General features: G+C 72.5%; 17 protein-coding genes. 8 read left to right on the top strand and 9 right to left on the bottom strand.

What is annotated here, in order from left to right:
• Positions 1-9: 9 nt before the first annotated feature.
• Complete coding sequence (locus EAO76_RS12580; protein WP_148836018.1) at positions 10-1,278, bottom strand: ABC transporter substrate-binding protein; 1,269 nt, start codon at positions 1,276-1,278, stop codon at positions 10-12.
• A 226-nt stretch (positions 1,279-1,504) separates the two neighbouring features.
• Between EAO76_RS12580 and EAO76_RS12575 the strand changes: the two genes are divergently transcribed.
• Positions 1,505-2,611 (top strand): LacI family DNA-binding transcriptional regulator, encoded by a 1,107-nt coding sequence (locus EAO76_RS12575; protein WP_148836017.1) that lies wholly within the window; start codon positions 1,505-1,507, stop codon positions 2,609-2,611.
• Between the two features lie 254 nt (positions 2,612-2,865).
• Here the strand turns inward: EAO76_RS12575 and EAO76_RS12570 are convergent, their stop codons facing one another.
• Positions 2,866-4,308 (bottom strand): MFS transporter, encoded by a 1,443-nt coding sequence (locus EAO76_RS12570; RefSeq protein WP_148836016.1) that lies wholly within the window; start codon positions 4,306-4,308, stop codon positions 2,866-2,868.
• Positions 4,309-4,469: 161 nt separating this feature from the next.
• Between EAO76_RS12570 and EAO76_RS12565 the strand changes: the two genes are divergently transcribed.
• Together EAO76_RS12565 and EAO76_RS12560 are read left to right on the top strand one after the other, a co-directional pair.
• On the top strand, positions 4,470-5,270 hold the full coding sequence (locus tag EAO76_RS12565) for a helix-turn-helix domain-containing protein (protein WP_148836015.1): 801 nt from the start codon (positions 4,470-4,472) through the stop codon (positions 5,268-5,270).
• Positions 5,271-5,479: 209 nt separating this feature from the next.
• Positions 5,480-7,264 carry a protein-arginine deiminase family protein gene (locus EAO76_RS12560; RefSeq protein WP_187438583.1) on the top strand — a complete coding sequence of 595 codons (1,785 nt, stop codon included), beginning with the start codon at positions 5,480-5,482 and terminating at the stop codon, positions 7,262-7,264.
• A gap of 137 nt (positions 7,265-7,401) precedes the next feature.
• Here EAO76_RS12560 and katG read toward each other — a convergent pair whose 3' ends face one another.
• Positions 7,402-9,630, bottom strand: coding sequence for a catalase/peroxidase HPI (gene katG / locus EAO76_RS12555; protein ID WP_148836013.1), 2,229 nt, complete (start codon positions 9,628-9,630; stop codon positions 7,402-7,404).
• A 431-nt stretch (positions 9,631-10,061) separates the two neighbouring features.
• Here katG and EAO76_RS12550 point away from each other — a divergent pair, with 431 nt between their 5' ends.
• Positions 10,062-10,484, top strand: a complete 423-nt coding sequence (locus EAO76_RS12550; protein WP_148836012.1) for a Fur family transcriptional regulator — start codon at positions 10,062-10,064, stop codon at positions 10,482-10,484.
• Between the two features lie 57 nt (positions 10,485-10,541).
• Here the strand turns inward: EAO76_RS12550 and EAO76_RS12545 are convergent, their stop codons facing one another.
• From EAO76_RS12545 to EAO76_RS12535, 3 genes are all read right to left on the bottom strand, one after another.
• Entirely contained in the window at positions 10,542-11,762 is a 1,221-nt protein-coding gene (locus EAO76_RS12545) for an MFS transporter (protein ID WP_148836011.1), read from the bottom strand.
• Positions 11,763-11,853: 91 nt separating this feature from the next.
• Positions 11,854-12,729 carry an aminoglycoside phosphotransferase family protein gene (locus EAO76_RS12540; RefSeq protein ID WP_148836010.1) on the bottom strand — a complete coding sequence of 292 codons (876 nt, stop codon included), beginning with the start codon at positions 12,727-12,729 and terminating at the stop codon, positions 11,854-11,856.
• A gap of 182 nt (positions 12,730-12,911) precedes the next feature.
• Positions 12,912-14,762: a serine hydrolase domain-containing protein gene (locus EAO76_RS12535; protein WP_148836009.1), complete on the bottom strand. Its 1,851-nt coding sequence runs from the start codon at positions 14,760-14,762 to the stop codon at positions 12,912-12,914.
• Positions 14,763-14,944: 182 nt separating this feature from the next.
• Here EAO76_RS12535 and EAO76_RS12530 point away from each other — a divergent pair, with 182 nt between their 5' ends.
• Genes EAO76_RS12530 through EAO76_RS12520 form a run of 3 tightly spaced genes read left to right on the top strand, consistent with a single transcriptional unit; the run spans position 14,945 to position 18,768 of the window.
• Positions 14,945-16,054: a nitronate monooxygenase family protein gene (locus EAO76_RS12530; protein ID WP_148836008.1), complete on the top strand. Its 1,110-nt coding sequence runs from the start codon at positions 14,945-14,947 to the stop codon at positions 16,052-16,054.
• Entirely contained in the window at positions 16,051-17,601 is a 1,551-nt protein-coding gene (locus EAO76_RS12525) for an acyl-CoA synthetase (RefSeq protein ID WP_148836007.1), read from the top strand. The genes EAO76_RS12530 and EAO76_RS12525 overlap by 4 nt, the downstream gene beginning before the upstream one ends.
• 60 nt (positions 17,602-17,661) lie before the next feature.
• Positions 17,662-18,768, top strand: a complete 1,107-nt coding sequence (locus EAO76_RS12520; protein ID WP_148836006.1) for a calcium:proton antiporter — start codon at positions 17,662-17,664, stop codon at positions 18,766-18,768.
• Positions 18,769-18,809: 41 nt separating this feature from the next.
• Here the strand turns inward: EAO76_RS12520 and EAO76_RS12515 are convergent, their stop codons facing one another.
• Positions 18,810-21,230, bottom strand: a complete 2,421-nt coding sequence (locus tag EAO76_RS12515; protein ID WP_148836005.1) for a penicillin acylase family protein — start codon at positions 21,228-21,230, stop codon at positions 18,810-18,812.
• Positions 21,231-21,380: 150 nt separating this feature from the next.
• Here EAO76_RS12515 and EAO76_RS12510 point away from each other — a divergent pair, with 150 nt between their 5' ends.
• A complete protein-coding gene (locus EAO76_RS12510) occupies positions 21,381-22,898 on the top strand; it encodes an acyl-CoA synthetase (protein WP_148836004.1) in 1,518 nt (505 codons plus the stop codon).
• A gap of 50 nt (positions 22,899-22,948) precedes the next feature.
• Here EAO76_RS12510 and paaK read toward each other — a convergent pair whose 3' ends face one another.
• Together paaK and EAO76_RS12500 are read right to left on the bottom strand one after the other, a co-directional pair.
• A complete protein-coding gene (gene paaK, locus EAO76_RS12505; protein WP_148836003.1) occupies positions 22,949-24,238 on the bottom strand; it encodes a phenylacetate--CoA ligase PaaK in 1,290 nt (429 codons plus the stop codon).
• Positions 24,239-24,398: 160 nt separating this feature from the next.
• A complete protein-coding gene (locus EAO76_RS12500) occupies positions 24,399-26,027 on the bottom strand; it encodes an FAD-dependent monooxygenase (protein ID WP_148836002.1) in 1,629 nt (542 codons plus the stop codon).
• Positions 26,028-26,047: the final 20 nt, after the last annotated feature.

Raw genomic sequence — 26,047 nt, 5'->3', positions numbered from 1 at the left:
TACGGGTCCTTACATCCGGCCGATGGCGGCCTCGGCGAGCCGGCCGAGTTCCGCGATGGCGTCCTTCGCGGACTGGCTGCCCACGATCGCGGGCTCCAGCGTGGGCTTGATCTTCTCGCGGATCTCCATCCAGGCGGTGGTGCCGCCCTCGGAGCACGCGTGGCCCATGCTCTGCAGGGAGAGATCGACGAACTTGTTCTCCTTCACGTAGCTGGTGTTGCTGAGGTCCTTCAGACCGGGCACCGAACCGCGCTGCTTGGCCGCACCGAGGATCGACTCGGGCGTCGCGAGATACTCGACGAGAGCGCGGGCCGCCGCCGGGTGCTTGGAGGTGGCGGACTGGGTGACGAGGGTGCCGCCCTGGAGCATCGCGGGCTTGCGGTTGGCGAGGACGAACGCGCCGAGCTTGTCGTCCTTGATCAGGTCCGGCGTCTGCTCCTCGACCTGGGTCCACAGGGCACTGGTCGTCATCATCATCGACGCCTTGCCGGTCTGCACGTTGGTCGGGGCGCCGGCGTCCGTCTTCTTGGCGTAGTCGGCGGAGCCGTCCTTGATCAGGTCTTTGAAGAACTGCAGCGACTCGACCCCGCGGGCATCGGTGAACAGCACCTTCTTGCCGTCCTCGCTGAACAGCTGGCCGCCGTTGGCGAAGAGGAAGGTCTCCCAGCACTGGCGCAGATGGATGGAGAACGGGTCGAAGCCGATCCTGCCGTTCCTGGTCAGCTGCTTGGCCACGGCGCGCAGTTCGGCCCAGTTCGCCGGGGTCTTCTTGATTCCGGCCTCGGCGAAGTGGTCCTTGCGGTAGACGACGATGCGGGTGTCGAGGACGACCGGCAGCGCGTACAGCTTGCCGTCGTACCGGGACGGCTCCAGCACCCGCTTCTCGTAGTCGTGCGCGGTGGCGAACTTCTCGGGCAGCTCCGCGATCGCCTTCTTCGCGGCGAACGGCGGGATCCAGCCGACGCCCATCATCAGCACGTCGGGCAGCAGACCGCCCGCGAGCCCTGTGGTGATCTTCTCGTTGAGCTGGTCGTACGTGGTGTAGTCCACGTTCACCTTGACGTCCGGGTACTTCTTCCGGAAGCCGCCGAGGATCTCCTTCTCCAGCAGCGTCTTGCCGTCGGCGCCCTCGTAGATCGGGGTGAGCAGCGTGATCTCGCCCTCGGCGGGGCCGTCGGCCGAGCCGGACGTCGACGTACCCGTTCCGCACGCGCCGAGGGCTGCGGCAGCGGTGCCCGCGCCGATGGCGGCAAGCAACGACCGTCTTCTGAGTTCCATGGGACACCCCTTTTGAGGCGGAGGCTGTGGATCGATCCAGCGATGACATCCCGACAGTGGCTGGGAAGTGCTGGTAAATCGATGCAGTGATGCTAAGAACGCCCTCAGAGGGACGTCAACAGCTGATGCACATGAATTTTCGGGGATGTTAACTGGTGAACCGGTGAACCTTGTTCAGTAAATCGATACACTGCTACGGTCAGACGGATTCCGAACCGGAGGTGGCATGAGCGGGGTAACGATCCATCAGGTCGCGGAGGCCGCAGGGGTCTCCGCGAGCACGGTCTCCAACGTCCTCAACGGGCGGACGAACCGCATGCAGGCTGCGACGCTGGCCCGCGTGGAGCAAGTGATCGAGCAGCTCGGCTACCGGCCCAACCGCGCGGCACGGATGCTGCGCACCGGACGCATCAAGGTCATCGGCCTCATCGTGCCGTCCGTCGCCAACCCCTTCTGGGGGGCGCTCGCCCGGGAGCTGGAGGCCATCGCGCTTGCCGAGGGGTACCACGTGCTGCTCTGCAACAGCGAGCGCGACCCGGCCCGTGAGCTCAAGTACGGCGAGGAACTGCTCGCGGACGGGGTCAGCGGAGTGGTGCTCTGCTCCTCGCTGCCCTCGCTCGAACACGTGACGCCGCTGCTCAGCCGTGGCCTGAAGATGGTCGCCTTCGACCGCGCCGCACAGGCGGGCGACCCGCCGTCACTGGCCTCGATCAGCGTCGACAACGCGATGGGTGCCGAGCTCGCCACCCGCCATCTGATCGAACTCGGCCACCGGAGGCTGGCATTCGTCTCCGGTTCGGTCCACAGCGTCAACCGCCGCGAGCGACTCCGCGGCTTCCGGGCGGCCCTGGAGTCGGCCGGCCTCGACCCGGCCGACGCGATCGTCTGGCCCGGCGCCGACACCGCCGAGTTCGGCGACAAGGACGCGGCCGAACTGGGCCGGAACGCGGCCAGGGAACTCCTCTGCGGCCCCCGCCCGCCCACCGCGTTCGTCGCCATCAACGACATGTGCGCGATCGGCATCTGCCGGGGGGCCAAGGACGCCGGACGCAGCGCGGGCCAGGACGTGTCCGTGGTCGGCTTCGACGACATCCTCCTCGCCGACCTCTTCGAACCCCCGCTCACCACGGTCCGCCAGCCGCTGCCGGAGATGGCCGCGGAGACGTTCCAGCAGCTGCGGGCCCGGATCGACGCGGCCCCCGCGGCGGGCCGCTCCCTGCTCATCCGGCCGAGACTGGTCGTCCGCGAATCGACGGCCCCGGCCCCGGTGCTCGGCGACGTGTCGGCCACGGTGCCCGCGGCGAAGCGGTCGACGGAGGGGCAGCCGGCCTGAAGCGGGTCCCGGGAGCGGCGTACGGGGACGCGGCTGCCCGGTCCGAGGAGGGACGGGTCGGGCCCGGTGGGGAACGGGGCGCCGGTGGGGCACCGTGCCGCCCGTCGGCCTGCTGAAAGGGCCGGTGCCGCGCATCGGTTGCCCGGACGCGGTCACCTCGCTCCCCGGTGCCGAGCCCCTGGCCGACCTCGAACGGACCGGACGGATGCTCCAGGAGCCCGAGGATTGCCACGTCCCCCTTCACCGCGAGGGGTTCATGCTGCGGCACGGCCGTCGGCAGGGCGGTCGCCCTTCCCGAGGAACGTGCCCATGAGGACGGCGCCGAGCACGAGGAGCGCGGCAGCGGCGGTGAGAGCGAGGGAGAAGCCCTCCGTCGCGGCGTGCGGGGAGCTGCCCCGTACGGCCGAGGCGTCGCCGTGGCGCGCGGCCAGGGCGACCAGTACCGCCACCCCCACCGCGCCACCGACCTGTTGGACGGAGCTCAGGACGGCCGAGCCGAGCCCGGCGTTCTCCTCGGTGGTGCCGGTGAGCGCGGCGACGGTCAGGGCGGGCAGACCCAGCCCGCATCCGAGGCTGGTGACGAGCATGCCGGGCAGCACTCCGGAGGCGTAGCCGTCGCCCGGTTCCACACCGGACAGCAGCAGCAGTCCGGCCGAGCCGAGCAGGAACGACAGGACGAGGGCCGGGCGCACGCCGAGCCGGGCCACCGCTCGGGAGGAGAGCCACATGCCCGCGAGGATGCCGGCACCGTAGGGCAGGTAGGCGAGGCCGGCCGCGAGCGGGCGGTAGCCCAGCACGGTCTGCAGGTGCACCATCAGGAGGAAGGCCATCGCGTACATGGCGGCGGAGAACAGCAGGCTCGCCCCATTGGCGACGGCGCGGATCCGGAAGGACAGGAACGACAGCGGCACCAGCGGCTCGGCGGTGCGTGCCTCGACCGCGACGAACGCGATGGCCAGGAGCACGGCCAGAACCAAGGACCCGACAACGGCCGGGTTCTCCCAGCCCGACTCCCCGGCCCGGAGCAGACCGTGGACCAGGGACACCAGGGCACCGGTGCCGAGTACCGCACCGGGTATGTCGAGACGCACCGCCTGCCCGGCCCGGCTCTCCGGGACCAGGCGCGGCAGCAGCACCACGGCCGCAAGGGCCACCGGCAGGTTGATCAGGAAGATCCAGCGCCAGGACGCCAGGCCGGTCAGCGCGCCGGAGATCACCAGGCCCGCCGTGCCGCCCAGGGCCGCGATCCCGCCCCAGATGCCGAACGCCCTGGCACGCTCCTCGGTACCGGGGAACAGCAGCGCGATCAGTGCCAGCGAGGCCGGGGCGGCCATGGCCGCTCCCGTGCCCTGGGCGAACCGTCCGGCCACGAGCTGCCAGGGCTCCTGCGCGAGCCCGCAGACCAGACTCGCCGCACCGAACAGCGCGACACCGGTCAGGAAGACACGTCTGCGGCCCAGCAGGTCGGCCGCGCGGCCGAACAGCAACAGCAGCCCGCCGAAGGCGAGGAAGTAGGCGTTGACGACCCAGGCCAGGCCCGCGGTGCCGAAGCCGAGGTCCTCACGCATGCTGGGCAGCGCGACGCTCACCACGTTGTCGTCCAGGACGAGCATGAACTGCACGAAGCACAGCACCACCAGGGCGGGCCCGCGGCGCCCGAGGGCGTCGGCGGTGGACATGACCGGTACCGACGTCATGCCGAGCGTCCGGTACGTGTGAACGGATTCTGCGAACTGCGGCAGCGCCCATGGCGCGATGAGTGGTCGACAGGCATGCGAACAACGCTATGCACCGGCCGTGCGGGCCGCTATGCGCCACCGGGCCACGTCATGTCGCGTTGAGGCCATAGGTTGGGGCCATGGCCGAGTATGTCGTGGGAGCCGTCCCGCCCGGGGCGGGCGCAATCGTCGTCGGGAACTTTCCGTTGGTGTCCGGGCAGTGGTTCGTCCCGCACAGCCACCCGCAGCACCAGTTGGCCTGGGCGCGGCGCGGTGTGCTCGGTGTCGCCGTCGGCGACACCCACTGGGTCCTGCCGCCCACCCGGGCGCTGTGGCTGCCCGCGGGGGTCGTCCACCGGACCGGCGCGACCCGTGACGCGGTGCTGTGCAGCCTCTACTTCGAGCCGGACAGATGCGAGCTGAACTGGGCGGAACCCACACCCGTCGGCATCGACGGGCTACTGGCCCACCTGATCGCCCACCTCGGCCGCGAGGACCTCCCCGACGACGCGCGGCTACGGGCCGAGGCGGTCGTGCCGGATCTGCTGCGACCGCTGCCGGCCACGCCCATCGACGTGCCGGACCCCACCGACGACCGCGTACGCGCCGTGGCCGACACACTGCTCGCCGACCCGGCGGACCCACGGAGCCTGGAGGCCCACGCCCGGGCCGTCGGAGTGAGCCGACGCACCCTGACCCGGCTGTTCGTCCATGACACCGGCATGAACTTCGACCGTTGGCGCACCCATCTGCGGCTGCGTGCCGCCCTTCCCCTGCTCGCCGAGGGGCAGCCCGTCTCCCGGGTCGCGCACACCGTGGGATACGCGACCCCGAGCGCCTTCCTCGCGGCGTTCCGGCGAACCGTCGGTACGTCCCCGGGACGCTATCTCAAGGGCGACGCCTCGTTCGAGGCATCCGCCGCGAGCGCCGCCGGTGAATGACCTCGGCGGGCCCCGGCCACCGGCGGGCGGACCGGTCGGCCCCCGGGTCCAGTGGCCTCCCGGCCCGTGGGTGGGGCCCCACGGCGGTCACTGCATCGAAGGATTTACTCCCGGCTCGCCCCTGTGCAGGACGTGAACGGCGGGCGGCGGGCGGCACAGTGGAGCGCGATCCAGGTTCCCCTGACGGCACTGCCCCGGAAGGCACTTCCATGCACTTCTCCGCCGACCCGCCCCGCCCCGCGCTGCGGGCCGTGGTGACCGGTATCTGCTGCGCCGTGGTGACTGCGTCCGTGATGGTCCCGGCCGACGCTGCCGAAACACCCGCACCCCGGATCGAAGCACCGCTCGGCACGGTGTTCCTGCCCAACCTCGACGACGACTCGCGCCGCTGCACACTGCGCCCCGGCGACCTCGACCGGCTGGACGTGGCCGTGGACGAACGCCTCGCGGCCTGCCACGACGCCGCGGACGAGGTGGTCAACGGCTCCGAGGACGCCGAGGACCTCACCCCGCTCCTGGTGCCGCCCGCGGCGGTCGGAGAGGACGCCGTCGGCAGGATCACGGTGCCCGCCGCACAACGGCCGTACGTCCGGATCTTCGTACGGGAGGGCGACCGGTACACCCCGCTCGGCACCGACGGGGCACTGACCGCGCGCGAGCTGCGCCGCGGCGTGCGGCTCGCCGTCGAGGGACGCGACGTCGTCCGCGACCGGACCCGGTGGGACGGCCGGGTCGTCGTGACCCTCGACGTCACCGACCGCGGGCGCACCGGCAGCACACGGCTCGGGATGAGCGTCGCCCCCGTCCTCCTCCAGCACGACCTCCAGCGCGCCCGGCACGTCTTCGCCGCCGCCCCGGGGAAGGGCCCGGGACAGCCCGCGGAGGTCCCGACCGCCACCCGTGTGCCCGGCGGATGGAAGGAGTTCGCCGGGTCGCTGCGCGCCGCGACCCGCGCCGTGGGGCTCCCCGACCGCGAACTGCGATTCCAGCCGGGCGGCGCCCAGTGGTGGAAGGACATCTGGCGGCAGGACATCGCCGAACCGGCCTATGCGACCAGGCCGGGGCCCGGCGGGCCGCAGACGATGCGGATCCTGCTGCGCTCGCCGAACTACTGGAAGTCCCCCGACGGCACGAGTGCGAGCCTGCGGCGGGCCGGACGGCTTCTCTTCAAGGACCTGCGCGGACCGGGCGTGGGCGTCGTCCAGCAGTACACCACCGACCGCCCGGACAACGTCGACGAACTCCTCAACTTCACCGGCAACATCGAGTCGCTGCCCCCGTACCGGGGCTACCCGCAGGGCCGCGTGGTGTACGGGAGCTCGGCGGACCGCCGCCCCGATCCGTCGTTCGTGCGGATGCTGCGCGACCAGCGGGAACAGCCGCCCGTGGTGATCGACACCTCGTGGCTGCTGGTCGGCCACGCGGACGAGACCGTGCACGTCGTGCGCGCCGACAACGCGCGCGGCTGGACCCTCGCCGTCTCCGACCCCCGGCTCGCGATCGGACTGTTGAAGAAGGTCCGGGAGGCGGGGGAGGGCGGGCAGCGGCTGTTCGCCGACACCGACGCGGAGGACAAGCCCACCGTCGACGAGTTCCTGCGCCACGAAGCGGCCGAGGGCGACAACGAGGACGCCGCGCGCCGCATCGACGAGCAGGTGCGGGTGCTGCTGCGGGCGACCGGGCTGAAGGCCGCCGAACTGGTGCGGCTGCCGGTGCTCTACTTCCGGGTGACCGACACACCGGGGGCCGACGGCCGCCACATCGCCTTCTCCCCGGCCCTGGCCAACGGCCTGTCGCTGACGGCCGGGGACTTCGCGGCCCCCGCGCCGCACGGCCCCCGGCTCGCCGGGCGCGACCTGTTCCGGGCGGAGGCCGAGCGGCGGCTGGCGGCCAACGGTGTACGGGTGCACTGGGTGGAGAACTTCTCCTGGGCGCACCTCGGCGGCGGCGAGGTGCACTGCGCGACGAACGCGCTGCGCGACATCGGCCGGTAGCACGGCCGGTCGCCGGTCGCCGGTCGCCGGTCGCCGGTCGCCGGTACGGAACCGGCAGCCGACCGTCGGCGTCCGGGCGGGGCCGGACCGGGCGAAGGGGCCCGGCCCGGCAACCGCCCGTCGGAGCGCCGGACGCGTCAGACGAGGTCGAACCGGTCGAGGTCCATCACCTTGGCCCACGCCGCGGCGAAGTCGCGCACGAACTTCTCCTTCGCGTCGTCGCTCGCGTAGACCTCGGCGAGGGCGCGCAGCTCCGAGTTCGAGCCGAACACCAGGTCGGCACGGGTGCCGGTCCACTTGACCTCACCGGTGGCGAAGTCGCGGCCCTCGAAGACGTCCTGCGCCTCCGATGCCGACGTCCACGTCGTACCCAGGTCGAGCAGGTTGACGAAGAAGTCGTTGGTCAGCGTGCCCGGGGCGTCGGTGAGGACGCCGTGCCCGGACCGCTGGTGGTTGGCGCCCAGGACGCGCAGGCCGCCGACGAGGACGGTCATCTCGGGCGCGCTCAGGTCCAGCAGGCTCGCCCGGTCGAGCAGCAGGTACTCGGCGCGCAGCCGGTTGCCCTTGCCGACGTAGTTGCGGAAACCGTCGGCGGCCGGCTCCAGGGCGGCGAACGACTCCACGTCGGTCTGCTCCTGCGTCGCGTCGACGCGGCCCGGCGTGAACGGCACCTCGACGCCCACGCCGCCGTCCGCGGCCGCCCGCTCGACGGCCGCGGTGCCCGCGAGCACGATCAGGTCGGCCATCGAGACCCGCTTGCCGCCGGTCTGCGCGGAGTTGAAGGACTCCTGGACGCCCTCCAGGGTGCGCAGCACCGCCGCCAGGTCGTCGGGGTTGTTGACCTCCCAGCTCCGCTGCGGCTCCAGGCGGACGCGGCCGCCGTTGGCGCCGCCGCGCTTGTCGCTGCCGCGGAAGGACGAGGCCGAGGCCCACGCGGCGGACACGAGCTGCGCGACGGTGAGGTCCGAGCCGAGGATCTGCTCCTTGAGGGAGGCGATGTCCGCGACGTCGATCGGCTCGTGGGTGCGCTCGGGCAGCGGGTCCTGCCACAGCTGGACCTCGGTGGGGACCTCCGGGCCGAGGTAGAGCGAGACCGGGCCCATGTCGCGGTGGGTCAGCTTGAACCACGCGCGGGCGAAGACGTCGGCGAACTCGTCCGGGTTCTCGTGGAAGCGCCGCGAGATCTGCTCGTAGACCGGGTCGAAGCGGAGCGACAGGTCGGTGGTGAGCATCGTCGGGAGGTGCTTCTTCGACGGGTCGTGCGCGTCGGGGATGATCGCCTCGGCGTTCTTCGCCACCCACTGGTGGGCGCCGGCCGGGCTCTTGCCGAGCTCGTACTCGTACTCGAAGAGGTTCTTGAAGAACTCGTTGCCCCACCGGGTCGGTGTGGAGGTCCAGGTGACCTCCAGACCGCTGGTGATGGCGTCGCCGCCCTTGCCGGTGCCGTACGTGCTCGCCCAGCCCAGGCCCTGCGCCTCGATCGGGGCGGCCTCGGGGTCGGCGCCCACGTTGTCGGCCGGGCCCGCGCCGTGGGTCTTGCCGAAGGTGTGGCCGCCCGCGATGAGGGCGACGGTCTCCTCGTCGTTCATCGCCATGCGGCGGAACGTCTCGCGGATGTCGCGGGCCGCGGCGACCGGGTCCGGATTGCCGTTGGGGCCCTCGGGGTTGACGTAGATGAGGCCCATCTGCACGGCGCCCAGCGGGTTCTCCAGCTCCCGGTCACCGGTGTAGCGCTCGTCGCCGAGCCAGGTCGTCTCGGGGCCCCAGTAGACGTCCTCCTCGGACTCCCACACGTCCGCGCGGCCGCCCGCGAAACCGAAGGTCTCGAAGCCCATCGACTCCAGCGCGACGTTGCCGGTGAGGATCAGCAGGTCGGCCCAGGAGATCGACTGGCCGTACTTCTTCTTGACCGGCCACAGCAGCCGGCGGGCCTTGTCGAGGTTGCCGTTGTCCGGCCAGCTGTTGAGCGGGGCGAAACGCTGCTGCCCCGCACCCGCGCCGCCGCGGCCGTCGCTGATCCGGTACGTACCGGCGCTGTGCCAGGCCATGCGGATCATCAGCGGGCCGTAGTGGCCGAAGTCGGCGGGCCACCAGTCCTGCGAGGTGGTCAGCACCTCCGCGATGTCCCGCTTCACGGCCGCCAGGTCGAGGGCCCGGAATGCCTCGGCGTAGTCGAACTCCTCACCGAGCGGGTTCGCGACGGCGGGGTTCTTCGCGAGGATCTTCAGATTGAGGCGCTCCGACCACCACTGGCGGTTTCCGCCGCCCTGCGTGGGGTGCGGCGCACGCTCGTGCGCGACGGGGCAGCCGCCGCTCGCCTCCTCCGACTTCGGGACGGTGACGATCGCGTCGTGGTTCTCAGACATGGGAATCCTTCCGGGCCGAGCGGGTCACATCGTTCAGAAGCTGCATGCACAGGTCCACGGGTGCTGCTGGTACGGGAATCGCCGGTACGGGGATCGCCGACCTCGGAACGGGCTGCCGCGCGAAACGCGCGTTCAGGGAGGCGGGTGGGACACCTCGATGCCCAGGTGCCGGGCATCCCGCTCGGTCCTGAAGGGCGTGCCACGCGCGTTCGCCGTTCACCGGAGAGCACCGCTCGTCACGTCCGCAGTGGTCCCGTCATGTCTCAGTCTCCCGTTGTACCGGACTTTCCCGTTCCCTTGGCCTGCGCTGGGATCGATCCTACGATCGACGGAGTCCAGGTCAAGAAGCACGTCTGTTCCGAATTCAGTCGGAAGCTGTACGGCTGCCGCTGGAACCCGGTACTTCAACGAGCCTGAATGGATGGACCGATATGAGTGACCTGCTGGAGCGGCTGCGGGGACGCGGTTGGCGGGTGACCTCTCAGCGGCGTGTCGTCGCCGAGGTCCTCGACGGCGACCACGTCCACCTGACGGCCGACGAGGTGCACGCCCGCGCGGCGGAGCGGCTGCCGGAGATCTCCCGGGCGACCGTCTACAACACCCTGGGGGAGATGGTCTCGCTCGGCGAGGTCATGGAGGTCTCCACCGACGGCCGCGCGAAGCGCTACGACCCGAACGCCCACCGTCCGCACCAGCACCTGGTGTGCTCGGGCTGCGGTCTGATCCGCGACGTGCGCCCGACGGGCGACCCGCTGGCCGGGCTGCCGGACGGTGAACGGTTCGGCTTCACCGTGTCCGGGGCCGAGGTCACGTACCGGGGACTGTGCCCGGAGTGCAGCCGGGCCGCGCACTGACCGGAGCGTGCCGCACAAGGCCGGGCCCGGCGGCGGAGCCGTGCGCCCGGCCGGGGATCAGACGCGGTTGACGCGGTACACGTCCCGTACGCAGAGGTTGAGGAGGGTTGCCGCCACGATGGCACCGGCACAGACCAGGAGCACGGTCCGGTCGGCCCAGGCGTGCGCGGCGAGGGCGGTGACGAGGTAGCCGAGGGGGATGGCGATCCGCTCCCCGACCCCGTTGAACGAGCTCATCCGGCCCAACTCCTCCTGTGGCACGTGCTGTTGGAGCGCGGTGGTCCAGGCCACCACGGCGACGTCCACCCCGATGCCCGCGAGCACGGCGGCGAGCAGCACCCAGGGCAGGGACAGGCCCAGGCCCAGCGCCGCCGGGGGAAGGCAGAGCGCGGCGCCGGTGACGACGGCCGCGGCCAGCAGCCGGTACGGCCTCCACCGCAGGCACACCGCCGTTCCCGCAAGCAGCCCGAACGCGAACGCGCCCTGCACGAGCCCCCAGGAACGGGCCCCCGCGTAGTGCTCGGCCGCGACCACGGGACCGAGCAACTGGAAACCGGCCAGCCACGCGGCGACCACCACCGTCCCGGCCGCGGTGTACGTCCACAGCCAGGTGCGGCGCCGGAAGCCGGCCCAGCCGGCCCGCAGGTCGGCCAGGACCCCGCTCGTCGTGACCGGTGTGCTCAGCCGCAGGCCGAGCAGCAGCAGCGCCGCGACCAGGAAGCTGAGCGCGTCCCACGACAGCGCCCACGCCGGCCCGCCGACCGCCACGACCACTCCGCCGACGACGGGACCGAGCACCTTGACGGCGTTGCTCGGCAGCCGGAGCAGCGCGTTGGCCCGCTGCAGGTGCTCCGCCGCGACGAGCTGCGCCACGACGCCCGTCGCGGCCGGGGCGGTGAAGGCCGTGGCGATTCCGGAGGCGAAACCGCACGCGGCGATCGAAGCGGTCGTCGCGTGCCCGGTGGCCACGAGCGCCGCGAGCACCGCCTGCGCGGCCGCGGCCAGGAGGTTGCCCAGGAACAGGATCCGGCTGCGCGACAGCCGGTCGGCGAGGACCCCGCCCGCGACGGTGAGGACGATCGTCGGCACCGCGTTCGTCGCCAGCACGACACCGAGCGACCCGGTCCCGCCGCCCTGCCCGATCACCGCGTAGGCGAGCGCGACCGGTGCCATCGCGGAGCCGGTCGCCGAGACGAGGTTGGCGAGCACGAACCGGCGGAAGGCCGGAACCCGCAAGGGTGTCGGGTGGGGTGCGGACGTTTCGGCGGTGGTCCTCATGGTCCTTCCGCGGTCGGTGTGTTCCCGCCGCGACGGGGGTGTCCGTCGGGGCGTCCGGGACCTTACCCCCGGTCCGGGCGGCACCGGTCCGTCACAGGCGTTGTTCGGCCAGATCCAGCCAGTGCTCCGTCTCGCCCGGGGCGAAGTGCCGGACGGCCCAGTCGGCCATGCGCAGGCTCATATGGGCCCAGCAGGGGCGCAGGACGTCCTCGGGCAGGGCGTCCAGGACGGCGTCGAGGCGTCGGACGACCCCCGGCGGCTGTTGTTTCGCGTGCAGTCCGAAGCGCAGGGTGACCAGGTCGAAGCGGCGATCGCCCCGTCCGGCGCCGTCCCAGTCGACGACCCCGGTGACGGCACCGTCCACGGCGAGCAGGTTGCCGTGGTGGAAGTCCTGGTGCACCACGTCGTCCCCGGAAAGGAGAGGAGGATGCGCCGCACCCACCGCCCTGACCCGCCGCTCCAGGGCCGCGCCGCGGCGGCCGTGCCGGCGCAGCGGTTCGTGCAGGCAGTAGCCGGGGCCGTCGTCGAGCAGGTACAGGTTCACCGGCGGGACGTCCCGGTGTCCGGCGAGCAGCCCCGCCTGCGACTCGTTGAGGGCGAGCGCCCGGTCCAGGCCGCGGTGGTCCAGCAGATCCGGCGGCGCGCCCGGCAGGAGCTGCTGGACCAGTACCACCGCGTCGTCCACCTGGAGCGCCAGCTCCGTCGACGGGCAGGGGTATCCCCGGCCGCGCAGCACCTCGCACACCGTCAGGGGGCCCGCCCGCAGTGCGTCGAGCCGGGTGTCCGGCCGCCACTTCAGCACGGACCGGTGGCCGTCGGGCCACCGGACGTACGCGGCGCCCACCTCGCCTCCCGGGCAGGGGCCCTCGACCACCAGCCGTACGCCCGTCCGGGCGTGCACGGCGGCCGTCAGCCGGTCGGGGTCGAGGCGTTCGGCACGCGTCCGGTTCCGCGGTGATGAGGTCATCGGAGCATTCTCCGGCACCGGCGCCGCCCGTTCTGCCCACCGGGGCCCCGCCCGGTCCGGGAGGCGTCGTGGCGTGTCTGCCGTGCCGGGGGAGGGGGACGGCCCTTCCCCGGCACGGCAGGTCCGGTGCCGGTGCGGGAGGGGCGCCGGGCCGGACGACACCGGCCCCCTCCCGCACCGGGTCAGTCGGCCGACGCCGTCCAGCCCCGCGCCTCCACCCGGGCCGCGTCGCCCGGGCGGCTGTCGTCGAAGACCGTCCGGCCGCCGTCCTCGACGCGGACGGCGTCCACGTACACCCCGCGGCCGACGTACAGCTGGTCCGTCGCGTACCGCCAGCGCAGGCGCACCTCCTTGCCGCGCCACGGGGCGAGGTCCGCCTCCAGCCGGTGCCAGACCCGGCCGGACCAGCCGGAGACGGCGCCGGTGGGGTGGGCCTCCGGTTCCGGGCGGGGCCTTCGCGCCATCGGCGCGGTGGCGAACGGCACCGGCTGCCAGGTCGCCCCGGCGTCCGCCGACGCCTCCAGGAAGACGAAGTCCGACCCGGGCTCGGTGTCCCACCACAGCGCCGAGTCCAGCCGGGCCCGGCCCGAGGAGAGCCGCAACGGGGGAAGGGCGAGCGTCGCCTCGGTGCCGCCGGCCCAACCCGAGAACCACGCCGTGCGCCCCCGGACCGGGCGGACCGCCACCGCGCGTGCCATCTGGTTGGCGGCGGCCACGCGCGGCGCGCTGCCCGAACGCCAACTGCGCACGGGGTGAACGGAGTTGCCGAGGACGATCAGGAACGAGTCGGTCGTCGGGTCCAGGACGAGGCTGGTGCCGGTGAAACCGGTGTGGCCGGCCGTGCGGGGCGTGGCCATCGCGCCCATGTACCAGTGCTGGTAGAGCTCGAAGCCGAGCCCGTGCGCGTCACCGGGGAAGGCGGTGTTGAAGTCGGTGAACAGCAGGTCGACCGAGGCGGGGGAGAGGATGCGGGCCCGGCCGTACACTCCGCCGTTGAGCAGTGTGCGGGCGAGGATCGCGAGGTCCCAGGCGCAGGAGAAGACCCCGGCGTGCCCCGCCACCCCGTCCAGACCGTACGCGTTCTCGTCGTGCACCTCGCCCCAGACCAGGCCGCGCTCCAGCCCGGACCAGGGCAGCCGGGCGTCCTCGGTCGCGGCGATCTTCGGCTTCCAGGAGGCCGGCGGGTTGTACCGGGTGCGGTGCATCCCGAGCGGAGCGGTGATCTGCTCGCGGAGCAGGACGTCCTGGGTGCGGCCGGTGATCTTCTCCAGGACCAGTTGCAGCGAGATCAGGTTGAGGTCGGAGTAGAGGTACACCGTGCCCGGCGGGTTGGCGGGCACCTCGTCCCACAGGAGCCGCAGCTTTCCCTCCCGGGTCGGCGCCTTGTACAGCGGGATCCAGGCGCGGAAACCGGAGGTGTGGGTGAGCAGTTGACGGATCGTGATGTCCTGCTTGCCGCCGCCGGCGAAGTCGGGGAGGTACGAGGCGACCTTCGCCTCCAGCTCCAGCGTCCCGCGCTCGATCTGCTGCACCGCCAGGATCGAGGTGAACAGCTTGGAGACCGAGGCCAGGTCGAAGACGGTGTCCTCGGCCATGGGGATCTGCCGGTCGGGCGGGAACTCCACGCCGGTGTCGGTCTTCTCGTCGTACGCCGAGTAGCGCACGGCCTTGCCGATGGGCCGGTGCAGGGCCACCGTGCCGCCCCGTCCGGCGAGCAGGACCGCCCCCGCGTACCAGGGGTGCTTCGGGGACGCCTCCAGGAACTTCTCGGCGTCGGTGACCAGTTGGTCCAGGGGTTCTCGCAACAGCCCGGCGCGTTCGGCCGTTCCGCGCCGCAGGGTGGGGCGGCCGTTCCCCGGCGCCCCGCTCGTCCCGGTCCCCGTGTTCATGTCCGACGCCTTCGCCCCCGACTCCATGGCCGACGCCCGCTCCGCGAACGGAATCGGCGCCAGGGCGAGCGCTCCGCCCAGGGCCAGCATCCCACCGCCCAGCCTCCGTCGGCTGATTCCCCGGCCGGCCACGTCCTCGGTCATCCGGAACCCCTTCCTACCGCCTGAAAGTAACTTTCGAACTCTCTTCCGGAAGTGAAACTTCCTGCCGACGCAGAGAGTACTGCCGCCCCGGCCGTCACGGAGGCCCCCTGCGCCACAAAGAATCTGACGAAGTATCAGAAACTCTCTTCCCTCGGTCGGCGGACTGCGGCATCCTGCGCCCCATGGAGACGGAGCTGAGCAAGAAACTGGGAGTCGAGCACGCCATCTTCGGCTTCACGCCGTTCCCCGCGGTGGCCGCGGCCATCACCCGGGCCGGAGGGTTCGGCGTGCTCGGCGCGGTCCGCTACACCGCCCCCGACGACCTCGCGCGCGACCTCGACTGGATGCAGGAGCACACCGACGGCAAGCCGTACGGCCTCGACGTCGTCATGCCCGCCAGGAAGGTGGAAGGGGTCACCGAGGCCGACGTCGAGGCGATGATCCCGGCCGGGCACCGGAAGTTCGTCCGGGACACCCTGGCCGAGCACGGCGTCCCGGAACTCGACGAGGGCGAGGCGTCCGGCTGGCGCATCACCGGCTGGATGGAGGAGGTCGCCCGCAACCAGCTCGACGTCGCCTTCGACTACCCCATCAAGCTCCTCGCCAACGCCCTCGGCTCCCCGCCCCCCGACGTCGTCCGGCGCGCCCACGACCGGGGCGTGCTCGTCGCCGCCCTCGCCGGAAGCGCCAAGCACGCCCGCCACCACGCCGACGCGGGCATCGACATCGTCGTCGCCCAGGGGTACGAGGCGGGCGGCCACACCGGCGAGATCGCCTCCATGGTCCTGGTGCCCGACGTGGTCGACGCCGTCGGACCGCTGCCCGTGCTGGCCGCCGGCGGCATCGGCAGCGGCGAGCAGATCGCCGCCGGACTCGCCCTCGGCGCCCAGGGCGTCTGGCTCGGCTCCCTCTGGCTGACCACCGAGGAGGCCGACCTCCACTCCCGCGCGCTGACCCGCAAGCTCCTCGCCGCCGGCTCCGGCGACACCGTCCGCTCCCGCGCCCTCACCGGCAAACCGGCCCGCCAGCTCCGTACCGCCTGGACCGACGCCTGGGACGACCCGGCGGGCCCCGGGCCGCTGCCCATGCCGCTCCAGGGACTGCTGGTCGCCGAGGCCGTCTCCCGCATCCAGAAGTACGAGACCGGCGCACTGCTCGGCACCCCCGTCGGACAGATCGTCGGCCGGATGAACAGCGAACGCAGCGTGCGGGCCGTCTTCGACGACCTGACCAGCGGCTTCGAACGTGCCGTGGACCGGATCAACCGCATCGCCGGACGGAGCACCTCATGACCCCGCCGCCCAACGGCTTCTGGGCCCAGGCCACCGCCGACCCCGACCGCACGGTCCTGATCGCCCCCGACGGCGAGAGCTGGACGGCCGGCCGGCTGCACACCGCCGCCAACCGCATGGTCCACGGACTGCGCGCGGCCGGACTGGAGCGCGGCGACGCCTTCGCGGTCGTCCTGCCCAACGGCGCCGAGTTCTTCACCGCCTACCTCGCCGCCGTGCAGGCCGGGTTCTACCTCGTCCCCGTCAACCACCACTTCGTCGGCCCCGAGATCGCCTGGATCGTCTCCGACTCCGGCGCCAAGGTGCTCATCGCCCACGAACGGTTCGCCCCGGCCGTGACCGCGGCCGCCGACGAGGCCGGCCTGCCCGCCACCCACCGCTACGCCGTCGGCACCATCGAGGGCTTTTGCCCCTACTCCGGACTGCTCGACGGCCGGCCCGGCACACCGCCGGAGGAACGCACCCTCGGCTGGGTCATGAACTACACCTCCGGCACCACCGGTCGCCCGCGCGGCATCCGCCGCCCGCTGTCCGGCAGGCTCCCCGAGGAGAGCCACCTCGGAGGGTTCCTCGGCATCTTCGGCATCCGGCCGTTCGACGGCAACACGCACCTGGTCTGCTCGCCGCTCTACCACACGGCCGTCCTCCAGTTCGCGGGCGCGTCCCTGCACATCGGCCACCCGCTGGTCCTGATGGACCGGTGGACCCCCGAGGAGATGCTGCGCCTCATCGACACCCACCGCTGCACCCACACCCACATGGTCCCCACCCAGTTCCACCGCCTCCTCGCCCTCCCCGACGAGGTCCGAAGCCGCTACGACGTCACCTCCATGCGCCACGCCGTCCACGGCGCCGCACCCTGCCCCGACCACGTCAAACGGGCGATGATCGACTGGTGGGGACGGTGCGTCGAGGAGTACTACGCGGCCAGCGAGGGCGGCGGCGCCTTCGCCACCGCCGAGGACTGGCTGAAGAAACCGGGCACCGTCGGCAGGGCCTGGCCGATCAGCGAACTCGCCGTCCTCGACGACGACGGCAACCGGCTGCCGCCGGGCGAGCTCGGCACCGTCTACATGAAGATGAACACCGGCGGCTTCAGCTACCACAAGGACGAGGGCAAGACGCGGAAGAACCGGGTCGGCGACTTCTTCACCGTCGGCGACCTCGGCGTCCTCGACGAGGACGGCTACCTCTTCCTCCGCGACCGCAAGATCGACATGATCATCTCCGGCGGGGTCAACATCTACCCGGCCGAGATCGAGGGCGCCCTCCTCGGTCATCCCGCCGTCGCCGACGCCGCCGTCTTCGGCATCCCGCACCCCGACTGGGGCGAGGAGGTCAAGGCGGTCGTCGAACCCGCCGCCGGACACGAGGCCGGCGAGGAACTCGCCGCCGCGATCCTGCGCCACTGCGAGGACCGGCTCGCCGGGTACAAACGCCCCAGGAGCATCGACTTCACCGAGGAGATGCCCCGCGACCCGAACGGCAAGCTGTACAAGCGCAGGCTGCGCGACCCGTACTGGGAGGGGCACCCCAGGGCGTTGTGAACCGCCGTCCGGCCGTCGTCCGGCGCGCGCTCCGGGCCGGGTTCTGGCAGCGTGTGGCCCATGAACACGCGCACGACGGTCCGGTCCCTGGCGACCCGGTGGACGGTGGTCGTGCCGCTCGTCGCCGCACTCGCGCTGGTGTTCAGCTGGGGGCGGGAGCTCCCGCCGCTCGCCGTCGGCGTGGTCGTCCTCTGCCTCGCGGGCGCCGTCCTCGCCGCGGTGCACCACGCCGAGGTGATCGCCCACCGGGTCGGCGAACCGTTCGGCTCCCTGGTGCTGGCCGTCGCCGTGACCGTGATCGAAGTGGCCCTGATCGTCACCCTGATGGTGGGCGGCGGCCCCAAGGCGGCGGCGCTGGCGCGCGACACCGTGTTCGCCGCCGTGATGATCACCTGCAACGGCATCGTCGGACTGTCCCTGCTCGTGGGGGCGGTCCGCACCCGCGTCGTCGTCTTCAACGCCGAGGGCTCCGGCGGCGCCCTCGCGACCGTCGCCACGCTCGCCACCCTCAGCCTGGTCCTGCCGACCTTCACCATCGGCAAACCCGGCCCCGAGTTCTCCACCGCCCAGCTGGCCTTCGCCGCCGTCGCCTCGCTCTTCCTGTACGGGCTGTTCGTCGCCGTGCAGACGGTGCGCCACCGCGAGTACTTCCTCCCGCTCACCCAGGAGGGCACGCTCAAGGAGGACGAACAGCACGCACCGCTGCCGGGCCGGGGCGCCACCGCCCTGAGCCTGACGATGCTGCTGGTCGCGCTCGTCGCGGTCGTCGGGGACGCCAAGTCCGTCTCACCGGCCATCGAGGCCGGGGTGGAGGCGGCCGGGATGCCCCAGGCCGTGGTCGGCGTCGTCATCGCCCTGCTGGTGCTGCTGCCGGAGACCCTGGCGGCGGTCCGGGCGGCCCGCCGCGAACGCGTCCAGACCAGCCTCAACCTCGCCCTCGGCTCGGCGATGGCCAGCATCGGCCTGACCATCCCGGCCATCGCCCTCGCCTCGATCTGGCTCGACGGGCCGCTCCACCTCGGCCTCGGCGCCACCCACATGGTGCTGCTCGCGCTCACCATGCTCGTCGGCGCGCTGACCGTCGTACCCGGACGGGCCACCCTGCTCCAGGGCGGCGTCCACCTGTCGGTCTTCGTCGCGTTCGTCTTCCTCGCGATCAGCCCCTGACCGCCCCGAGGGCGGCCGGGGGCCGATCGCGCCGCGAGGGACTACCGGCGCTCGTGGACCCGCACCACCCGCAGCGCGGGCGAACGCATGATGTCCTTCTCGCAGAACCGGGACGTCACCCAGCGCTCGCCCGAGTACAGCTCGGTCTGGTCGCTGTAGTGCGCCGAGCCCGGGTCGGAGGACTGGGAGTACGTGAGCAGGGTGCGCGCCACCGGGCACCGGCTCCCGTCCCAGCCGACCGCCTGGATGTAGCTGGAGCCGGCCGACACCTCCCGGTAGGAGCCGGACGCCGCGTCCCACTCCGGCTCGGTCTTGTTCCAGACGCCGAGCGACTCCGTGCCGCCGCCGACCGGGATGCGCCGGCCGTTGCGCTCGACCCACTGGTGCCGGCCCAGCGGCGCGTCCAGCGAGGCACCGGCCGCCCGGAGCTCGGCCACCGCGTCGGCGAGCGCCCGGGTGACGCCGGGCGCCGAGGTGTTCAGTGTGTTCGGGGTGGCGACCGGGTCGGCGGGGGAGAAGGGCACCTTCCACAGCTCGGCCGCCGGCACCGTGCCCGCCACCCTGCGCCACAACCGGTCGAAGAGCAGCGCGCCCCGGCTGGTGGTGTCCGTCCTCCGGTCCCAGTGCCGCAGCACCCCGCACGCCGCCGACACGTCGACCGCCTCGCCGTCGCTGCCGGTCGCCCGGCCGCCGGGCAGCGCCGCGCAGGCGTCCGCCAGGTCCGCCGCGGCCCGGTCACCGGCCGGCGCCCGGTTGGCGAACTGCTGCCGCTGGAGATCGGCCACGGTCAGCCGGCCCCGCGCCGCCATCGCCGACACGTCCTCGACCGCGCCCCGGGTCCGCATCGAACGGGGCGTGGCGACCGTACCGAAGATCCGCTCGTAGCCGGTCAGCGGCGCGTCCGCGTTCGTCAGCCAGGCGCTGTCGTTGGAGTTCTCCACGTACGGGGCGTCCTCCAGGGTGGGCATCCGGCCCGGCCCGAAGATGCCCGGCTGCACGGCGTCCGGGTCCGAGCCCGGCGCGCAGTCGCCGCGCGAACCGTCCAGCACCGCGAGCCCGGACGCCGGATACGTGGCCCTGCCCAGCGGGGTGGAACACCGCTGCGCGAGCTCGTCCGTGATCCGCGGCAGCACCTGCGACTGCGAGAAGAAGGAGTGTCCGGCGGAGTCGGCCGCGACGGTGTTCACCCACGGCAGCCCCTGGACGCGGTGCAGCGCGGCCCGGACGTCCGCCGTGCTGCGCGCCCTGCTGAAGCCCAGGCCCGCGTCCGAGAACCGCAGGTTCACGGCGTTCGGGTCGTTGAGCGCGTACGCGGTCGTCGCCGTCCACGGCAGCGGCAGCCCGGCACCGAACGAGGTGACGACCGGCCCGTACCGGGTCCACCACTGGGTGCGGGTCACCGTGCCACCGCCCCGCACCGCCACCGACACCGTGCGCTTCGTCATCCGCTCGGGCCGGCCGTCCACCAGGTACACGGTCGGATCGGCCGGATCGAGGGCGAGCTGGTGGAGGTTGAGAGGCACCCCGGTGGCGACGGTGTGGCTCCACGCGATGTGCGCGTTGTACCCGATCGACACGGTCGGCGCGCCCAGCAGCGAACCGCCCGCCACGTTCAGCTCACCGGGAATCGTCTGCTGCGACTGCCAGAACCGCCGGCCGCCCTGCCAGGGGTAGTGCGGATTGCCCAGCAGCAGGCCCCGCCCGTTGGCCGTCGTGCCGCCGCCGAACGCGACCGCGTTGGAGCCCATGTCCGCGTTCTGCGTCGACAGCAGCCGCCGGGCCGCGTCCGCCGCGTCGCCGGGCGAGGAGGTACCGGACGGCCGGGCATCGCCCGCGTGCGGCCCGGCGGCCGTGATCCCGTCGACGGTGCGCCCCTGACCGCCGAGCACCGAGAGCGCGTAGCCGCGCATCACGACGTCCATGGCCGTCACCGGGCGCACCCAGTCGGCGCCCCGGCAGGCCGGGTCGTCGATCCGGTTCTGCGCCAGCCAGGCGTTGTAACCGGCCGCCCAGCCGCGTTCCAGTTCCCTGACCTCCCGGCTCTGCCCCGCCGGAGCGGGCGTCCTCAGCAGCTTCTCCACGGTGCGGCTCGCGCGGACCCCGCGGAAGTAGAGGTCGCTGGAGAGGTTCTTCGCCGCGGAGGAAAGCGAACCGTCCGGGGCCGCGTCCGGGCCGAAGTACCGCGACCGCTCGCCGCGCAGGGTCACGAAGCCGTCGGCGAGCGTGCACACCTGGTCGGCGGCCTGGGCCCAGCCGTTGCCGAAGCCCAGGTTCGCGTAGTCCTTCGCCACGATGTGCGGGATGCCGTACTCGGTGTAGCGGATCGTGGCGGACAGTCCGCCGCCCGACGGGTGGTGGGAACGGTGCGGGCCGTCGGCCGCCGCCGGGGGCAGCGAGGCCGAAACGGTGAACAGCGCGAGGCCGGATATCGCGAGGAGTCTCAGACGGTTGCGGAGCGGCAACGGTCCTCCCAACTGTGCGGGTGCGAAAGGCGGTTGCCCGAGGTTTCGAGCCGCCACGCGTCACTCAGCCAGCACCCCCGCACCCCTGTCAACATCCGCACCGGCGCCCGGACCCTTGACCACCGGGTTCCGGCCGCCCAGGATCACGCCATGACAGGTGTACGGAGCAGCACAGTCGACGGAGTCGTGGCCCGCAGCGCCCGGCGCACCCCCGAGCGCACCGCCGTGCGGTACGCGGACAGGTCGTGGAGCTACGCGGAGCTGGACACGGCCGTCAGCACCGCGGCGGCCGTCCTCACCGGTGACCACGGGCTGCGCCCCGGCGACCGGGTCGCCTCCTACGCGCACAACTCCGACGCCTACCTGATCGGCTACCTCGCCTGCGCCCGCGCGGGCCTGGTCCACGTACCGGTCAACCAGAACCTCACCGGCGACGACCTCGCGTACATCCTGGGCCAGTCGGGCAGCGCCCTCGTCCTCACCGACCCCGACCTCGCCGACCGGGTCCCCGCCGGGTTCCCCGTGCGCCCGCTGCGCGACGCGCCCGACTCCCTCCTCGACGCCACCGCCACTCCGCGCCCCTTCGTCCCCGAACGCGAACCGGCCGCGGGAGACCTCGTCCAGCTGCTCTACACCTCGGGCACCACCGCCCTGCCCAAGGGCGCGATGATGACCCACGGCGCCCTCGTGCACGAGTACGTCAGCGCGATCACGGCGCTCGACCTGCGCGCCACCGACCGGCCCGTCCACGCCCTGCCGCTCTACCACTCCGCGCAGATGCACGTGTTCCTGATGCCCTACCTCGCGGTCGGCGCGCAGAACACCATCCTGGACGCGCCCGACGTGGACCGGATCCTCGACCTCGTCGAGACGGGGCGGGCCGACAGCGTCTTCGCCCCGCCGACCGTCTGGATCGGTGTCTCCCGGCACCCCGGCTTCGCCACCCGCGATCTCGGCGGCCTGCGCAAGGCGTACTACGGCGCGTCGATCATGCCCGTGCCCGTCCTGGAACGGCTCCGCGAACGACTGCCCGGACTCGCCTTCTACAACTGCTTCGGGCAGAGCGAGATCGGCCCGCTCGCCACCGTCCTCGGACCGGACGAGCACGAGGGCCGGATGGACTCCTGCGGCAGGCCCGTCCTCTTCGTGGAGGCCAAGGTCGTCGACGAGAACGGCAAGGAGGTCCCCGACGGCACGGCCGGCGAGGTGGTCTACCGCTCGCCCCAGCTGTGCGAGGGCTACTGGGACAAGCCCGAGGAGAGCGCGGAGACGTTCCGCGACGGCTGGTTCCACTCCGGCGACCTCGCGGTGCGCGACGCACAGGGCTACTTCACCGTCGTCGACCGGGTGAAGGACGTCATCAACTCCGGTGGCGTCCTCGTCGCCTCCCGGCAGGTCGAGGACGCCCTCTACACCCACCCCGCCGTCGCCGAGGCCGCCGTCGTCGGGCWGCCCGACGAACGCTGGATCGAGGCCGTCACCGCCGTCGTCGTGCTGCGCGGGGACGCCACGGCGGACGAGCTCATCGCGCACGCCCGGGAGCGGATCGCCCACTTCAAGGCCCCCAAGAAGGTCCTCTTCGTGGACGATCTGCCGCGCAACGCCAGCGGGAAGATCCTCAAGCGGGAGCTGCGGGACCGGTTCGCCCAGGGCCCGTCCGCGTCCTGAGGGCCTGTCGGGCGGCCTCCGGCCGGAGGCCGCCCGACAGGCCCCGGGCGCTACCTCGGCCCGCGCTCGTCCACGATCCGCCGGAACTTGCCGACCGACCGCTCCAGCGTCTCGGGGTCGACGATCTCGACCCCGACCGACACCCCGATGCCGTCCTTGACGGCCGTCGTGATCGACTCCGCGGCGGCCGTCCGCTGCTCCGGGCCGGCCCCCGCCCGCGCCTCCGCCCGCACGGTCAGCACGTCGAGACGGCCCTCGCGGGTCAGCCTCAGCTGGAAGTGCGGAGCCACCCCCGGGGTGCGCAGCACGATCTCCTCGATCTGGGTCGGGAAGAGGTTCACCCCGCGCAGGATCACCAGGTCGTCGCTGCGTCCGGTCACCTTCTCCATCCGGCGGAACACCCGGGCCGTGCCCGGCAGCAGCCGGGTCAGGTCCCGCGTCCGGTAGCGGATCACCGGCATGGCCTCCTTGGTGAGCGAGGTGAAGACCAGCTCGCCCTTTTCGCCCTCGGGCAGCACCTCGCCGGTCAGCGGATCGACCACCTCCGGATAGAAGTGGTCCTCCCAGACGTGCAGCCCGTCCTTCGTCTCGACGCACTCCTGCGCGACCCCGGGCCCCATCACCTCCGAGAGCCCGTAGATGTCCACCGCGTCGATGCCGAACCGCTCCTCGATCTCGCGCCGCATCTCCTGCGTCCACGGCTCGGCCCCGAATATCCCGGTCCGCAGCGAGGTCGAGCGCGGATCGACGCCCTGCCGCTCGAACTCGTCGAGGAGCGTCAGCATGTACGACGGGGTCACCATGATGATCTCGGGGCGGAAGTCCTGGATCAGCTGGACCTGCCGGGCCGTCATGCCCCCGGAGGCGGGGATCACCGTGCAGCCGAGCCGCTCCGCCCCGTAGTGCGCGCCGAGCCCGCCGGTGAACAGCCCGTACCCGTACGCCACGTGGACCTTCTGCCCGGGGCGCCCGCCCGCCGCCCGGATCGAGCGTGCGACCACGTCGGCCCAGGTGTCCAGGTCCCGCCGGGTGTAGCCGACGACGGTCGGACGGCCCGTGGTCCCGCTGGACGCGTGGATGCGCCGCACCCGCTCCTCGGGGACGGCGAACATGCCGAAGGGGTAGTTGTCCCGCAGGTCGGCCTTGGTCGTGAAGGGGAAGCGCGCGAGGTCGGCGAGCGAGCGGCAGTCGTCCGGCCGCAGCCCGGCCGCGTCGAACGCGGCCCGGTAGTGGCCGACGTTCTCGTACGCGTGGCGCAGCGTGGTCCGCAGCCGTTCCAGCTGGAGTGCCTCCAGCTCGTCCCGGCCCAGTCGTTCCGCCTCGTCCAGCAGAGCCGTCATCCGGATCTCCCTCTTCCGAGCAGGCGACCGATCATTCGGTCGATCTTTCGACAGCAGTAATTCAGGCCATCGCACCCCATGGCAAGAGGGGCGACGCGGCCGATTCGCGTCGCCCCTCCGTGCTGTCGCTCCCTGCCCGCCGCCCCGGCGGCGCCGGAGGTCAGGACCGGTGCAGCAGGGTGGTCAGGACCTCGTGCAACGTGGCCTCGGCGTCATCGGCCGGACCCGTTGAACGCCAGGCGACGAAGCCGTCGGGGCGCACCAGCACGGCGCCCCGGGCCGTCGTCCCGTGCACCGCGGCCCAGTCGGCCCCGTCCTCCGGCTCCAGCTCGGCGCCCGGACCGATTCCGTACACCTGGAGCCGCACCGAGAGCCGCCTGGCGGCCCGTGCCGCCGCCCGGCGCCACACCGTGTCCGTGCCGTCGGTGAGCAGCACCAACGTACGCTCGTACAGATCCAGTGTGGACTTGCGATCACCGTCCTGACGCACCCACAGATGCGGGGCGCGACTGCCGGGCCGGCCGTCCAGCTGCATGCCCTGCGGCACCACCGGATCCTGCGGGTCGACGCCGAGCACGGCGCCGCGGACGTAGCGGTAGCCCAGTGCCACGGCGAGCATCCCGCCCTGCTTCCCGCCGCCCACGCCCGGCGCCGCGGAGTACCCCGGGTGGCTGTGCTCACCGGAGCGCGCCGAGGCCCGCGAGCTCGTCGCCCGCGCCACCGGGAGCCGCTCCGCCCCGTAGGTGTCCAGCAGCCCCGGACCCGCCTCGCCCCGCAGCACGGCGGCCAGCTTCCAGGCCAGGTTGTGCGCGTCCTGGATGCCGGTGTTGGAACCGAACGCCCCGGTGGGGGACATCTCGTGGGCGGAGTCACCGGCGAGGAAGACCCGGCCGGACGAGTACCGCTCGGCGACCCGCTCCGCGGCGTGCCACGGTGCCTTGCCGGTGATCTCGATGTCGATGCCCGGAGCGCCGACCGCCGTACGGATGTGCTCGGCACACCGCTCGTCGGTGAAGTCCTCCAGAGTTTCCCCGAGTTGGGGCTGCCACGGCGCGTGGAACACCCAGTCCTTCTTGTTGTCCACCGGCAACAGGGCACCGTCCGCGGCGGGGTTGGTCAGGTAGCAGACGATGAAACGCCGGTCGCCCAGCACATCGGCGAGCTGCCGGGAGCGGAAGGTGATGCTCACGTTGTGGAAGAGGTCGCCGGGCCCCGTACGGTCGATGCGCAGCTGCTCACGGATCGGGCTGCGCGGTCCGTCGGCCGCGACGAGGTAGTCCGCCCGGACACTGATGTGCTCCCCGGTCTCCCGGTTCTTGAGCGCCGCGTCCACCCCCGACGGGTCCTGGTCGAAGCTCTGCATCTCGGTGGAGAACCGCAGGTCACCGCCCTGCTTGCGGGCCAGCTCCACCAGGACCGGCTCCAGGTCGTTCTGGCTGCACAGGCACCAGCCGGTCGGGCTGAAGCGGGCGATCCCGCCCCCCGGGTCGATCTCCCTGAACAGCCACTCCTGGTCGTCCCCGGTCAGCGAACCGGCCTGCAGGATGCCGTGGTTGTCGGCGAGGACCGAGGCCGCCCGCCGGATGCCGGCCTCGGCCCCCGCCGTGCGGAAAACCTCCATCGTGCGCACGTTGTTGCCGCGACCACGCGGGTGGGTCGAGGTGGACCGGTGCTTCTCGACCAGCAGGTGCTCGATGCCGAGCCGGCCGAGGAAGAGGGACGTGGACAGCCCCACCAGGGAGCCGCCCACGATGAGGACCGGCACACGGATGTCGACGTTCTCGTTCATCAGCTGCTCCAGCTCGGACG

The sequence above is a fragment of the Streptomyces sp. sk2.1 genome, from assembly GCF_008120935.1.
In the GTDB taxonomy this organism is placed as follows: Bacteria; Actinomycetota; Actinomycetes; order Streptomycetales; family Streptomycetaceae; genus Streptomyces.
This window is presented reverse-complemented; position numbering and strand designations above follow the sequence as displayed.